The 13297-nt window shown below is 64.3% G+C and carries 14 protein-coding genes; 2 read left to right on the plus strand and 12 right to left on the minus strand.

Translation table 11 applies throughout. The features are described from left to right. From AC5RWX_RS23385 to AC5RWX_RS23395, 3 genes are all read right to left on the minus strand, one after another. Window positions 1-851, minus strand: an 851-nt coding sequence (locus AC5RWX_RS23385) for a transketolase family protein (RefSeq protein WP_494098687.1), incomplete at its 3' end; no start/stop codon positions are given. Beyond that, window positions 851-1759 carry a transketolase gene (locus tag AC5RWX_RS23390; RefSeq protein ID WP_494098688.1) on the minus strand — a complete coding sequence of 303 codons (909 nt, stop codon included), beginning with the start codon at window positions 1757-1759 and terminating at the stop codon, window positions 851-853. The genes AC5RWX_RS23390 and AC5RWX_RS23385, both read right to left, overlap by 1 nt. 35 nt (window positions 1760-1794) lie before the next feature. Then, window positions 1795-3132, minus strand: coding sequence for an MFS transporter (locus tag AC5RWX_RS23395; RefSeq protein ID WP_494098689.1), 1338 nt, complete (start codon window positions 3130-3132; stop codon window positions 1795-1797). Window positions 3133-3392: 260 nt separating this feature from the next. Between AC5RWX_RS23395 and AC5RWX_RS23400 the strand changes: the two genes are divergently transcribed. Beyond that, window positions 3393-4166 carry an SDR family NAD(P)-dependent oxidoreductase gene (locus AC5RWX_RS23400; RefSeq protein WP_494098690.1) on the plus strand — a complete coding sequence of 258 codons (774 nt, stop codon included), beginning with the start codon at window positions 3393-3395 and terminating at the stop codon, window positions 4164-4166. A 141-nt stretch (window positions 4167-4307) separates the two neighbouring features. Continuing rightward, on the plus strand, window positions 4308-4577 hold the full coding sequence (locus AC5RWX_RS23405) for a hypothetical protein (protein ID WP_494098691.1): 270 nt from the start codon (window positions 4308-4310) through the stop codon (window positions 4575-4577). Window positions 4578-5097: 520 nt separating this feature from the next. On the opposite strand, the gene AC5RWX_RS23410 is transcribed toward AC5RWX_RS23405, so the two are convergent. The 9 genes from AC5RWX_RS23410 to AC5RWX_RS23450 all read right to left on the minus strand — a co-directional run. Further along, window positions 5098-5376, minus strand: coding sequence for a hypothetical protein (locus AC5RWX_RS23410; protein WP_494098692.1), 279 nt, complete (start codon window positions 5374-5376; stop codon window positions 5098-5100). Window positions 5377-5418: 42 nt separating this feature from the next. Next, on the minus strand, window positions 5419-6168 hold the full coding sequence (locus AC5RWX_RS23415) for an SDR family NAD(P)-dependent oxidoreductase (RefSeq protein ID WP_494098693.1): 750 nt from the start codon (window positions 6166-6168) through the stop codon (window positions 5419-5421). Then, a complete protein-coding gene (locus AC5RWX_RS23420) occupies window positions 6165-6938 on the minus strand; it encodes an SDR family NAD(P)-dependent oxidoreductase (RefSeq protein ID WP_494098694.1) in 774 nt (257 codons plus the stop codon). The genes AC5RWX_RS23415 and AC5RWX_RS23420 overlap by 4 nt, the downstream gene beginning before the upstream one ends. Before the next feature lie 3 nt (window positions 6939-6941). Beyond that, complete coding sequence (locus AC5RWX_RS23425) at window positions 6942-8417, minus strand: gamma-aminobutyraldehyde dehydrogenase (protein ID WP_494098695.1); 1476 nt, start codon at window positions 8415-8417, stop codon at window positions 6942-6944. 44 nt (window positions 8418-8461) lie between these two features. Further along, a complete protein-coding gene (locus AC5RWX_RS23430) occupies window positions 8462-9538 on the minus strand; it encodes a proline racemase family protein (protein ID WP_493994658.1) in 1077 nt (358 codons plus the stop codon). Then, complete coding sequence (locus AC5RWX_RS23435; protein WP_494098696.1) at window positions 9535-10452, minus strand: dihydrodipicolinate synthase family protein; 918 nt, start codon at window positions 10450-10452, stop codon at window positions 9535-9537. The genes AC5RWX_RS23430 and AC5RWX_RS23435 overlap by 4 nt, the downstream gene beginning before the upstream one ends. Before the next feature lie 66 nt (window positions 10453-10518). Further along, window positions 10519-11784, minus strand: coding sequence for an NAD(P)/FAD-dependent oxidoreductase (locus tag AC5RWX_RS23440; protein WP_494098697.1), 1266 nt, complete (start codon window positions 11782-11784; stop codon window positions 10519-10521). Between the two features lie 52 nt (window positions 11785-11836). Continuing rightward, window positions 11837-12706 carry an amino acid ABC transporter ATP-binding protein gene (locus AC5RWX_RS23445; RefSeq protein ID WP_494098698.1) on the minus strand — a complete coding sequence of 290 codons (870 nt, stop codon included), beginning with the start codon at window positions 12704-12706 and terminating at the stop codon, window positions 11837-11839. Then, on the minus strand, window positions 12703-13297 hold a 595-nt coding region (locus AC5RWX_RS23450; RefSeq protein ID WP_494098699.1), incomplete at its 5' end, for an amino acid ABC transporter permease. The genes AC5RWX_RS23445 and AC5RWX_RS23450, both read right to left, overlap by 4 nt.

Below are 13297 nucleotides of genomic sequence, written 5' to 3' on the forward strand. Positions count from 1 at the left end.
AGGCCGCCTACCACGGAGTGGTTTTCCAGGGTCACGGCGAGCCGGTCGGTGTTGATTTCGGCGAGGACGGTGTCGGCGTCGAACGGCTTGATGGTGGGGGTATGCACGACGGCGACGTCCACGTTGTGTGCGGCGAGGGCCTTGGCTGCTTGCAGGGCGCGCATGGTCAGCAGGCCGGAGGAGATGAACACAACGTCGTTGCCGCCGCGCAGGACTTTGGCTTTGCCGAGTTCGAAGGTGTAGTCGTATTCGTCCAGGACGGTGGGGACGTTGCCGCGGAGCAGGCGGAGGTAGGTTGGCCCCTCGGACGCTGCGAGCTGGGGGACGGCCTGTTCAATATCGATCGAGTCGCAGGGGTCAACGATGGTCAGGTTGGGCATGCCGCGGAAGATCGCCATGTCCTCGGTGGCCTGGTGGCTGGGTCCGTACCCGGTGGTCAGGCCGGGCAGGCCGCCGACGATGTTCACGTTCAGGTTGGGCTCGGCAGCATCCAGGCACAGGAAGTCGTAGGCCCGGCGGGCGGCGAACACCGAGTAGGTGGACGCGAACGGCACCAGCCCGGTCTCGGCCAGCCCGGCGGCGGCGCCGAAGAGCAGCTGCTCGGCCATGCCCATCTGGAAGAACCGCTCCGGGAAGGCCTTGGCGAAGATGTGCATGTCGGTGTACTTGCCCAGGTCCGCCGTGAGGCCAACGATTTTGTCGTTCTCCTGCGCGGCTTTCACCAGGGCGTGCCCGAACGGTGCGGACGCCGTCTTTTGGTCCGGGTCGGCGAAGGAGGCGATCATGGCGGAGGTCTTCAGTTTGGGCTTGGCGGCTGTGGTTGTGTCGGGGGCCTCGGTGGTGGTGCTCATCAGGAGATCTTTCCTTCGTAACCGGCGGTGAGCTGCTCGCGGCAGGTCTGCCATTCGTGTTCTTCGATGCGCATGAAGTGCGCCTTTTCGCGGTTCTCCAGCAGGGGCACGCCGCGGCCGACCTTCGTGTCGCAGAGGATCACGGAGGGGCGTCCGACGGCGGTGGCATGGGCCGCTGCGTTGTCGAACGCTGTCAGCAACGCGCTGACGTCGTTGCCGTCCACGCGCTGGGTGTACCAGCCGAAGGATTCCCACTTTTCGGTCACCGGCTCGGTTCGGAGCACTGTGTCGGTTTTGCCGTCGGCCTGGAGTGCGTTGATGTCCACCATGGCGGTGAGGTTGCCCAGTTGGTGGTGGTGGGCGCCCATGGCCGCCTCCCAGGTGGAGCCTTCGTCCAGTTCGCCGTCGGAAAGGAAGTTGAATACCCGGGCGTTGGATCCCTGGTAGCGCAGGCCCAGGGCCATGCCGACGGCGATGGTCAGGCCGTGGCCCAGGGAACCGCCGGAGATTTCCATACCGGGCGTGTAGGTGGACATCCCCGACATCGGCAGCCGCGAATCGTCGGAGCCGTAGGTTTCAAGTTCCTCCACCGGGACGATGCCGGCTTCGGCAAGGGCTGCGTAGTGACCGATGGCGTAATGGCCGGTGGAGAGCAGGAACCTGTCCCGTGCCTCCCAATGCGGGTCCTCCGCTTTGAAGCGGAGCTGGTCGCCATAAACCGTGGCAAGCATGTCCGCTGCACCCAGTGCCTGGCCAACATAGCCCTGGCCCTGGACCTCGCCCATGTTCAGGGCGTGGTGCCGGATCCGATAAGCCGCGGCGCTGACCTGGGAGACCCGCTCCGGCGTCACCGTTTCCGCGGCCACCGCGTTCCGGGCGATCCGTTCCTGGACTGTATCTGTTGGCATTGCTGGCTCCGTGTTTGTTTCGTGCGTGGTGGTCATCAGACGCTTACCGTGTTGGGTGTGCTTTTGGTGGCTTCATCAGCGAGTTGGCGTTCCCGCTTGCCCCAGGTTTCCCGGGTGACGAGGGCCGCCCAGAGGCCGATGGCTGCGTAGAAGCTGAAGAGCAGCGCGGGGCCCATCCAGCCCAGGGCGACGAACAGCAGGGTGGTAATGAAGGGGGTGAAGCCGGAGACCATCGCGGAGATCTGGTAGGCCAGCGAGGCTCCGGAGGAGCGGGTCTTGGCCTGGAACAGTTCCGGGAACCAGGGGCCCTGGGCGCCGGCGAGGGAGTTCTGGCAGACGGCGTAGGAAATCACGATCGTGGCAATGACGAAGATAAACATGCCGGTGTTCACCAGCAGGAACATCGGGATGCCGAACAGGAGAGCGAAGGCTGTGGACCAGATGTACAGGGGCCGGCGGCCGATGTGGTCCGTGAGCCGTGCCCAGGCCATGGTGGCAAAGATGCCGATGAACGAGGCAATGCAGAGGGCGACGAGGGTTTCGGTCTTGTCCGCCAGCTGCTGGGTGTGCAGGTAGGAAATCATGTAGGTAATGGACACCGCGTATCCCGCGGTCTCGGCGATCCGCAGGCCGATGCCGCGGACGATGCTGCGCCAGTCGGTCTTGATGACCTCGATGATGGGATTCTTGACGATGGAGCCGCTGTCCTTGACTTCGTCGAAGACCGGGGACTCGGGCACTTTGGCGCGGATGATGAGGCCGACGGCGACGAGGACGATGCTGGCGAGGAAGGGAACGCGCCAGGCGAGCTCACCGCCGAGGTTGACACTGACCAGGAAGACCAGGTTCGCCAGGAGGAGGCCCACCGGGAAGCCGGCCTGCACGATGCCGGTGTATTTGCCCTTGGACTTCCACGGCGCATGCTCGTAGCTCATCAGGATGGCACCGCCCCATTCAGCGCCGAACGCCAGGCCCTGGACAATGCGGACGAAGACCAGCAGCGCGGGTGCGAGCAGGCCCACCTGCTCGTAGGTGGGCAAGAGGCCGATGAGGAACGTGGCCACGCCCATGAGGATCAGGGAGGCTACCAGCACCGGCTTGCGGCCTACCTTGTCGCCGAGGTGTCCGCCGATGATGCCGCCGATAGGGCGGGCAGCGAATCCGACGCCGAGCGTGGCGAAAGCAGCCAGGGTTCCGGTGACGGGGTCCGTGTTGGGGAAAAAGACTGTCCCGAAGTACAGGGCGGCGGCGGTGCCGAAGCCGATGAAGTCATATGTCTCAATAACGGCGCCGACACCGGAGCCGATAGCAACGCGCTTGGCGTCCTTGGTGCCATGTACATGGCCCCGCATTTTCAGAGCTTCATTGCTCATTAGCTAAATCCCTTTCGATGGGCGACGGGGCTAGGCTCCAGCGCTGTCGACTGTTAACACGTTGTCGCTACAGTGTGACCTACGCCATGCAGCACTGTCAACAGTGGATGTTGGTAGTTGACTGTTAACACTAATGTCCGTAGGGTGATACATATCACCAGCAAGGTAAAGAGGATCAATGCCAATGCTCAACTCACTACTCGGCTTCGTGCTCTAGACCGCCCTGCAGCACCTCACCTCCCAAGCTTTCAAGGAGCATCATGAGCACTATCCAGCGCACCGCAGTCCTAACGGGGGCAACTTCGGACCGGGGGATCGGCATCACGACCGCCCGCCGCTACGCCCGTGAAGGCTGGGGCGTCGTCATCCTGGACCTCGATGGCGAGAAGTCCGCCAAGGTCGCAACCGAAATCGGCAACGAGTACAACGTTCCCGCCTTCGGCCACGAGATCGACGTTGCAAACGAAGCGTCCGTCAACGCCGCATACCAGGCCGTGGCCGCTGAGGTCAGTGCCGGCAACCTCCCGCCCGTGGGCGCCCTGGCCAACATCGCCGGCATCACCTCGCCGGTACCGTTCCTTGAAACCACCCTGGAGCTGTGGCACAAGATCATGGACGTCAACGCCACCGGAACCTACTTGGTGACCAAGGCCTTCCTGCCGGACATGATCCTCAACGGCTGGGGCCGCATCGTCAACATGTCTTCGGTCTCCGCCCAGCGCGGCGGCGGCGTCTTCGGCAAAGTCCCCTACTCCGCAGCCAAGGCAGCCATCCTGGGCCTCACCAAGGCACTTGCCCGTGAGCTCGGCACCACCGGCGTCACCGTCAACGCCATCACGCCCGGCGCCGTTGACACCAACATCCGTGTGGGCAGCACCGACGAGCAGGAAGCCGCCATCAACGCCGGCATCCCGCTGGGCCGCAACGCGACTACCGAAGAAGTGGCGGCCGTGATCACTTTCCTGTCCTCCGAGGACTCCGCCTACCTCACCGGCACCACCATCGACATCAACGGCGGAAGCCACCTCCACTGACAACCAAGGGCGCTTAGAAGGGAACGGGCCATGACAAGCGGCTTTCAAAGGTCCCTCAGACTTGCCGGGGGACCCGAGGCCGGTTCCTGCCCGTCCGATGCGAGTCGGTCCGGTACCAAGGCGCAGAAGACGAGGTTTGAAATGACTGTCGACGCCTACCCGTACCATGACTGGAGCCGGCTGGTCGGGACTCCGGTGGAAATCCGCAAGGACTTCTCGATCGTCCGTGCAGGAATTGTTGAGGACGTCATGCCCGATTCGTCGGCACTATGGCTGGCTTCGGACGGCAACCATGGGCGGCAGCTTTTCGCCGCCGCGGAAGGCTATCGCGTGTGGATCCAGCCCCAGAAACTGGCCGGAAAGCTTTGCTACAAAATGGCCACTGAGCACCTTACGCCGCCAACTAGCTGAAGCAAGGCGGCCGTCACGCAGTCGGCGGCCGCCCCTCCTCCTGCCCTTCAAATGGACCTCGGACCACCAAGTGGCTGCTGGTCCCACAAGGGGCTCCCTGCGCCGAGAAAATCTATGCGGACGACAACAAGGCACGTGACCTTTAGCCTCCACACCTCGTCCGGGGCGCTGCGTTCGAGGAGGGGACGTTGCTACTCGTTGCCATGACCCGCGGCCGGCGGTTGCCCTTTCGCTGTCAACTGGGACAGCGGGTCGTTTTTAGCCGCGAGGGCGGCAAGATCGTGGATAAGTTGTTGCACCTCGCGTTCACGGCGCCGGGATGGCAGGGCCTGAGACGTGCTCCGATTCGTGGGAGGAGCGGGAATGCGCGGCACGCCCGTGGGGCGGGCTATTACCGTGCGCTCCTCAGCGGCAAACGGATCAATGAAGCTCACTGGTTCCATACGACCTCCCCTTTAAGGCGTATTCGTTCTTAATTCATGCAACATGGATAGCGCGTCGACCAACAGCCAGCATGGTTTTAGTGCTCCGGTGACAGTTTTTGCTGCGGCGGGGCAGACTCGCTGAGAGCTTTGGTTATTTCGTAGTGGAAACCTTCGCGGTCCTCTGTTGCCCAGGCCTCGTAGAACTCGGCTTTTTCGAACAGCCTTCGGTTCTGGGCGGGGGAGCGGAGCCATAGGATCTTTCCGTCGTCGGTGACGGCGTCAACATGGCCGCTGCAGACGGGGCTGCCTTGGTGCCGGATTTCGATGGTGGCTCCGGGAAGGAGGGTCCAGTCGGTGATGCGTCTGACATCCATTGGTGGGTCGTCCTTTCGGCGTTGGTCTGAGTTCTGTAGTGGTCAGCGGACGTAGTCGGCGCCGGTGATGTCGATGGTGGCGCCGGTGGTGTGCCGTGAGCGGCCTGAGGCCAGAAATGTGATCATTTCGGCGATGTCCTCCGGTGGTGTGACTTCGCCCAGTGGGAGTGTTTGGAGCATGGGGTCGTCGGGGGAGATGTGGGCGGAGATATCGGTCGCGACCCAGCCGGGAGCGACGGCGTACGCGAGGATGTTTTCCTTGCCGTAGCCCCTTGCTATGCCCTTGGTGAGGGCCAATAGTCCGCCTTTTGCTGCGCCGTAGGCGAGGTGTTCTGCGTCGTCGCCTCGGTGGGCCGATCGGCTGGTGACGTTGATGATGATCCCGCCGCCCTGCTTACGGAATCCGAGGATTGCCTGTCGGCAGAGGTCGGCAGGAGCCAAAAGGTTCAGCTCATAGTTGGCCTGCCAGCCGTGCTGCCACGCGCTGGTGTCGTCAATCTCGGACGCCAGCCAGGCGCCTGCGTTGTTGACCAGCACATCGACGCCGCCGCACCAGTTGGTGGCCTCGGTCCAGACCCGCAGGCGCTCTGCCGGATCCCGGAGGTCGCCCTGGACGAGGTGGACGCGTTCGCCGAGCCTGTCGGCCGTGGCCTGGGCGGAGTTTTTGTCGTTGCCGTAGTGCAGGATCACGTGCGCATCTTCGCGGTGCAGGGCCGCAGCCGTAGCGCGGCCGATGCCGCGGGAGGCGCCGGTGACCAGGATGGTCTTCCCGGTCAACATTCCGGCGCTCATGCGACGGCCTGAGCGCCGGTAATTTCAACGACGGATCCGCAGATGTAGGGTGCTTCGTCCGAGGCGAGGAACGCTACGAGCGCGGCGACTTCCTCCGGCTTGCCGATGCGCCCGAAGGGCACCAGCGCGTCGAGGTCGGCAACGGCGCGGCCGCTGCGCGCAAGCCCGGCTTCGAGCATGGGTGTGTGGACTTCGCCGGGCGCGACGGCGTTGACCCTGATGTTGTACGGGGCGTAGTCGCGGGCCAGGTTCTTGGTGAAAGCGACGACGGCGGCCTTGGACACGTTGTAGGCAATGTGGGCCGGCGCGGGGTAGAGGCCCCACTGTGATGCCGTATTCACGATCGCGCCGCCACCCGCCTCAATCATGTGCGGCAGTGCCGCGCGGCAGAGATGGAAGAGCGAGTCCACGTTCACCTCGAAGGACAGCTTCCAGTCCTCATGGCTGAGGGCTAGCAGGTCCCCGCGTAGGTTGATGCCTGCGTTGTTGACCAGGACGTCGAGGTGGCCGCTACTACCCACGATGTACCGGGCTGCAGCCTCTGAAGCGTCTGAATCCAGCAGGTCGAAGACCAGCGGTTCAGCGGACCACCTCTCACCGAGGATGGAATCGGCCACTTCCTTCGCCGCAGTTTCATTGGCATCGGCCACAAAAACGTGTGCACCTTCAGCGGCCAGCCGGCGGTTGATGGCGGAACCAATTCCGCCACCAGCCCCGGTGACCAAGGCTGTTTTGCCGTGGAAGCGGGAGGTGAGTCCCGTGGTGGTCATTCCCTAGCTTTCCAGCGAGAAGATGGTCCGGTGCCAGGCTTTGGCCTTTTCGCCGGTGAGGTCGAACATGACGTGCTTGACCACGGTGTATTCGTCGAAGGAATAGGTGGACATATCTTTGCCGAAGCCGGACTGCTTCATGCCGCCATGGGGCATTTCGCTGATGATCGGGATGTGATCGTTGACCCAGACGCATCCCGAGCGGATTTCACGGGTGGCCCGCAGGGCACGGTAGACGTCCTTGGTCCAGGCGGAAGCGGCCAGACCGTAGGGGGTGTCATTGGCCAGGGCGATGGCTTCATCGTCGGTATCGAACGGGGTGACGGCCAGGACGGGACCGAAGACCTCGTCACGGAAGATCTCGCTGTCCGGGGTGGCGTCGGCTACCAGGGTGGGCCGGTAGTAGGAGCCGTTGGCCAGGTCTCCGTCGGGGATGCCGCCGCCGAGGACCCGGGCGTAACCGCGTGCACGTTCCACCATCTCGGCTACCTTGTCGCGGTGCACCTCGGACACGAGGGGTCCCATGTCAGTGGCAGGGTCGGCGGTTGCCCCAAGCTTCACCTTGGCGTACAGGTCGGCGACGCCGGCGATGAAGTCCTCGTAGACGGAGCGGTGCACGATGGCCCGGGTCGCTGCGGTGCAGTCCTGTCCGCTGTTGATCAGGGACCCGGCGACGGCGCCGTGGATGGCGGCTTCGAGGTCGGCGTCGCCGAAGACCACGAACGGCGCTTTGCCGCCGAGTTCCAGGTGGACGCGCTTGGCCGTTGTCGCCGCGGCGTCCAGGACGGTGCGGCCCACCACGGTGGAGCCGGTGAAGGAGAGCATGTCCACATCGGGGTGGCGCAGCAGTTCCGCGCCCACGGTGGAGCCACGTCCGGTCAGGACGTTGATGACACCGTCTGGCATGCCGGCCTCGGTGGCGACCTCGGCGAACAGCAGGGTGGTCAGCGGGGTGATTTCAGCGGGCTTGAGCACGATCGTGTTGCCGGCGGCGATGGCGGGAAGGATCTTCCACGCGGCCATCTGCAGCGGGTAGTTCCACGGTGAGATGGAACCGATGACGCCGATGGCTTCACGCCGGATGGAGGAGGTGTGGTCCGCGGAGTATTCGCCGGTGGCTTTGCCTTCGAGATTGCGGGCGGCGCCGGCGAAGAAGGCGATGTTGTCGATGGTGCCGGGGACGTCGAATTCGCGGGTCAGGCGGATGGGCTTGCCGGCCTGACGTGACTCGAGCTGGGCGAACTCTTCGGCCCGTTCTGCCATCAGTTCCGCGAATTTGGTCAGCACAGCGGACCGCTCGGCCGGGGTGGCCCGTGACCAGGCGGGGAACGCGTCCCGTGCTGCCTGGACTGCGAGCTTGACGTCGTCGCTGCCGGCGAGGCTGATGGTGGCTACAGTGCTTCCGTTGGACGGGTCGATGACGTCCACGGTCGCGCCGCTGGTGCCTTCGAGGATCTTGCCGTTGATGAACTGGCTCACAGCTCCTGCTTTCAGTCGTTCGTAAAGATGTGTGGTTGGCGCGTTTATGCGCCGGGTGCCCAGATGTCGCCCACGGTGTAGCCGGTGGGGAAGGGATCGGTGGGCTCGAGCACCCATTGGCTGCGTCCGGTGACCCAGCCCCGGCCCGTGACCGTGGGCAGGACCGCTTCGCGGTCCCCCGCTGTCGTGGTGCCGGTCAGTCGGCCGATGAATTCGCTGCCGATGATGCTCTGGTGCGAGAAGTCCTCGCCGACGGCGAGCTGGCCCCGGGCATGCAGGGCCGCCATCCTTGCGCATGTCCCGGTTCCGCAGGGGGAGCGGTCCAGCGCGCCGGTCCAGGTTGACGGGTCGCCGGGGACCAGTTTGCCGTTGGAGAGCACGACGGTGTTGCGGTCCTGCCGGCCGGGCACCCTGTCGCCGGTGTGCAGCATTACCAGGTTGACCCCGGAGATGAGCGGGTTGTCCGGGTGGGTCACGTGGACCTGTTCCTGTGCCGCCATCTTGATCAGGGCCCCGGCCCGGGCCAGTTCCTTGCCGTTGTCCGGGTGCAGCTCCAGCCCGAGGTCGGCCGCTTTGGCCTGGGCGAAGAACTGGCCGCCGAAGACAATGTCCACCGGCACGGTCCCGAATTCCGGCACTACGAGGGGGAAGTCCAGTTCGACGACGAACGCGGGGACGTTCACAACGGTGACGGACAGGACTTTGCCCTCGTGCACCTTTGCTACTGCCTGGACGGTACCGACCGCGGTGTCGATGGTGACGACGGTTTCCGGTCCGCGAACCGGAACGATGCCTTCTTCCAGTGCCGCGGTGACGGCGCAGATGGTGTTGGACCCGGACATGGGGGTGAAGCCGCCCTGTTCCAGGACGACGATGCCGAAGTCGGAACCTTCGTTTACGGCCGGCAGGAGGATCACTGAGCAGAGGCCCGGGTAGCCGCGCGGCTCATGGAGCATGAGCCGGCGCAGCCAATCCAGATTGTCTTTGCAGTACTGCAGGCGCTCCGCCATCGTGACGCCCTGGACGAGCCCGGCGGCGGAGGTCAGGATCCTGCCGGGTTCGCCTTCTGCGTGCACCTCGATGGCGTCGAGGGCGATCTTGGTGGCGGAGCGCATGGTCATGCTGCTACTGCCGGGAGGACGCCGGCTTCACGCAGGATGCCGGCGAAGCGCTCACGCTCTTCGGCGGGCAGTGGCTGGATGGGCAGGCGGGCAGGACCGACGGGCTGGCCGATGAGTTCCAGGCCTGCCTTGATGCCGGCCACGTAGTTCACGGACTCCAGGAAGTCGCTGATGGCCCAGAGGTGCTTCCACAGTTCGCGGGCACGGACCAGGTCCTTCTGTTCGGCCAGGGCCTCCCAGAATTCGACGGCGAGTTCGGGCACGATGCCGGCGGTGCCCCAGACGGAGGCCTCGGCGCCGGATGCGATGCCGAAGAACGTCAGGGTGTCCCAGCCGTTGAAGGCCTTGATGCTGTCGGTGTGCACGGCGAGGAGTTCTGCCAGGGCGATGGCGTCATCGGAGGTGTTCTTGATGTAGTCGATGCCTTCGATCTGGCCCAGTTCGGCCAGTTCCGTGGCGGTCAGCCGAACTCCGGTGATGCCCGGGAGGTTGTAGTACATCACGGGGATCTTGATGGAACCGGCGACGGCGGCGAGGAACTCCTTCAGCGCGGTGAAGTCCAGGGGATCGTAGAACGGCGGGACCAGCATGATGGCGTCCGCGCCGACGGTTTCGGCGTGCTGGGCCAGGTCGATGGCGCCCTGGGTGGAGAGTGCGCCGATGCCGGCAACGACGGGGATGCGGCCGTCGGCGCCCTTGACGTAGAGCTCGATGACGCGGCGGTATTCGTCGGCTGAAAGTGTGGTGAATTCACCGGTGGAGCCGGTGGGGACCAGTCCGTGGATGCCGGCCGAGATCAGGCGTTCTACCTGCTGCTGCAGTCCTGCTTCGTCGACGGCGCTGCCGTCCTCGGTGAACGGGGTGGTGACGGCTGCGAGGATGCCGCGGAGTTCTTTTTTGGTGCGTGCTGACATGGTGGGTGGTCCTTTCGGGAGAAATTTCAGGCCGCGTGGTTGCGGGGCAGGAAACGTGGTGAGGTTTTAGACGGCGGGGACCGGGTGCTGGCGTTGGACACCACGGAAGCGGTCCGCCCTGAAGGGCTGAAGCGTGGGGGCTGCGCGGCCGTGCACAATCAGGTCCGTAAGGGCTGCTGCGGTGCCCGGCGCCAGGGTGATGCCCATCATTCCGTGGCCGGTGGATACATAGGTGTTTTGCAGGTGTCCGAGGTGGCCGATGACCGGCAGGCCGTCCGGTGTCATTGGCCGCATGCCGGCCATCGGCGTGGGCTTTGTGGCGGGCGGCTCCCAGTTGCGGAAGTACTTAGCGGGAGCACGCAGGATTGCATCGACGCGGACCTGGTTGACGTTCTCGTCCAGTCCGCCGAATTCCATCGTGCCGGCCAGGCGGAGGCGTTCGTTGAAGGGGGTCACCGCGACCTTCGCGTCCCAAAGGTTGACCGCGCTGCGCAGGCCCAGGGCGGGAACCTCGACGCTGTACCCCTTACCCGGACGCACGGGAAGCGCCACGCCGAACTGCTTGGACAGGTTCCCGCTCCAGGCGCCGGCAGCAAGGATGAAGTTGTCAGCGGTGTAGCTGTTTCCGCCGCTGTGCACTGTGGTGACCCGGTCCCCGTTGCGTTCAACGGCATCGATCGGGGAGTTCTCGATGATCTTGACGCCCATCGCCAGCAGCCTTTTGTGCAGCGCCGTTGCCATTGCTCCCGGATCGACGTGGCGTTCCTGCGGGAAGTAGATCCCGCCAAGGACTCCGTCGGTGAGCAGTGGTTCCTGCTCATGCACGGCGTCCCGGTCCAGCACCCGTGGCTGCCGTCCGTACTGAGAGGCGAGATCCAGGTTGTCGATGTGGTGGTCGAAGTTGTCCTGCTCCATGAACGCCATGAGCAGTCCGTCCGTGTGCATCTCGAAGTCCATGCCGTCGGCGCGGTAATCGTCAAAGATCTGCAGGGTATCGGCGGCAAGGCGGAGGTGACCTTCAAACCCGGCACGCTGGTCGCGGGCGTTGGACTTGCGCCACATGCCAAACATGAACTTCAGGAAGTCCGGCTGGACCGAGGGCTTGATGTAGAGCGGGCTGTCCGGGCGGAGCATCCACTTCATGGATTTGAGGACGACGCCGGGTCCCGGCACCGGTGCCGATTCCGCCGGACAAATCCAGCCTGCGTTGACCTTCGAAGCGCCAAGGCCCGTGGCCCGGGCATCGATGACGGTGACGCTCTCACCCTCGCGGGCGAGATGGTAGGCCTGGGTGAGGCCGATAACGCCGCCGCCGATTACAACGGTATGCACTATGTTTCCTTTCTTGGTCCGTTCTGTGCCCGCCCCCTGAAGGGGGCTGGGCTCAGAAGCGGACGGCGTCGACGAACTTTTTGAGGTCGTCGTTGTCGCAGTTATCGAATGCTGCTTCGGGAGTTGCGTTGACGGCGATCTCGCCTTCGTGGAAGAAGACCACCCGGTCTGCGGCTTTGGAGGCGAAGGCCATATCGTGCGTGACCAGGGCGACAGCGATGCCGTCCTCTTCTTTTAGGCGGCGCAGGACATCCAGCACTTCTGCTGCGACGGGCGGGTCCAGGGCCGAGGTGATCTCATCGCAGAGCAACAGTTTGGGTTTCATCATCAGCGCCCGGGCGATGGCAACGCGCTGCCGTTCACCGCCGGAGAGCTGGGTGGGCCGGCTGAGGATGTGGTGCGCCATGCCCACTTCGGCCAACGCTGCTTCGGCCCGGTCACGCCCTTCGGAGGCACTGACGCCACGCGTTTTCCGCGGTGCGAGAACCAGGTTGTCCAGCACATTCATGTGGGGCCACAGGGTGTAGGCCTGGAAAACCATGCCCACCTCAGAACGGATGTTCTCCCATTCCTTGGTGCGCTTCTGCTCGGCGAACACCGTGTGTCCGTCAATGACGATCTCGCCCTCGTCCGGATCGGTGAGGCCTGCAAGCGCCCGCAGCAGCGTTGACTTGCCGGAGCCACTCTGACCGATAATGACGGTGATGTCGCCCTTGTTCATGGTGAAGTCGACGTTGCGGAGGATTTTTCGGACTCCAAAGCTCTTCTGGAGGCCGCGGGCCTCCACAAGGACCTGCCCGTTTCCGGACTGGCCGGGCGCTTGTTGGGAAACTATCACCTGCACGTCCTTTTGTTCGCTCACTTCATTGTCCTTCTGCGGGAGGTTGGCGGGAAGCTGCGGGGTAAGTGCGGAGTGGCTCATCGTGACGCCACCACAACCCGCGCACCAGGCATCATCCGGGCCCAAATGCTGGTCCGGGCGGCCCCTCCGAGTGCTGCGTTGTTCTGCATGCGGCGCTCAATGGAGCTGGTGATTAGCGAGACCGGGAACGCGATGGCGAAGTAGATGAACGCCGCCAGGGTGAAGATCTCCAAGGCCCGGTAGTTCTGCGCGGAAATCGTGTTGGAGATGAACATCAGGTCAGCCACGGCGATGGTCGAGACCAACGCGGTGTCCTTGAAGAGCGAGATGTTCAGGGACAGGATCACCGGCAGCTGCTGGCGCATAGCCTGCGGGACGATGATGTAGCGCAGCTGCTGGAACCGGCTCAGCTGCAGCATCCGGCCGGCTTCGACCTGTTCGACAGGAACGGACTGGAACCCGCTTCGGTAGGTCTCGGCCATGAAAGCTGTGAGGTTGGCCGTCAGGGCGATGACTGCAGAGGCGTATCCCGGCAGGGTGACACCTGTGAGGGCCGGCAGTGCATAGAAGATCCAGAAAAGCTGGACCAGGAGCGGTGTGCAGCGGAAGATCTCGATGTATCCCTGGGCGGCCCAGCGGATAACCTCGATC

This window comes from Arthrobacter sp. SPT-J7 (genome assembly GCF_059089965.1).

Excerpts from the sequence above, each read along its gene's own strand:
- AC5RWX_RS23390 (WP_494098688.1), bottom strand. The coding sequence starts at position 1,759 with ATGCCAACAGATACAGTCCAGGAACGGATCGCCCGGAACGCGGTGGCC.
- AC5RWX_RS23395 (WP_494098689.1), bottom strand. The coding sequence starts at position 3,132 with ATGAGCAATGAAGCTCTGAAAATGCGGGGCCATGTACATGGCACCAAG.
- AC5RWX_RS23400 (WP_494098690.1), top strand. The coding sequence starts at position 3,393 with ATGAGCACTATCCAGCGCACCGCAGTCCTAACGGGGGCAACTTCGGAC.
- AC5RWX_RS23405 (WP_494098691.1), top strand. The coding sequence starts at position 4,308 with ATGACTGTCGACGCCTACCCGTACCATGACTGGAGCCGGCTGGTCGGG.
- AC5RWX_RS23410 (WP_494098692.1), bottom strand. The coding sequence starts at position 5,376 with ATGGATGTCAGACGCATCACCGACTGGACCCTCCTTCCCGGAGCCACC.
- AC5RWX_RS23415 (WP_494098693.1), bottom strand. The coding sequence starts at position 6,168 with ATGAGCGCCGGAATGTTGACCGGGAAGACCATCCTGGTCACCGGCGCC.
- AC5RWX_RS23420 (WP_494098694.1), bottom strand. The coding sequence starts at position 6,938 with ATGACCACCACGGGACTCACCTCCCGCTTCCACGGCAAAACAGCCTTG.
- AC5RWX_RS23430 (WP_493994658.1), bottom strand. The coding sequence starts at position 9,538 with ATGACCATGCGCTCCGCCACCAAGATCGCCCTCGACGCCATCGAGGTG.
- AC5RWX_RS23435 (WP_494098696.1), bottom strand. The coding sequence starts at position 10,452 with ATGTCAGCACGCACCAAAAAAGAACTCCGCGGCATCCTCGCAGCCGTC.
- AC5RWX_RS23445 (WP_494098698.1), bottom strand. The coding sequence starts at position 12,706 with ATGAGCCACTCCGCACTTACCCCGCAGCTTCCCGCCAACCTCCCGCAG.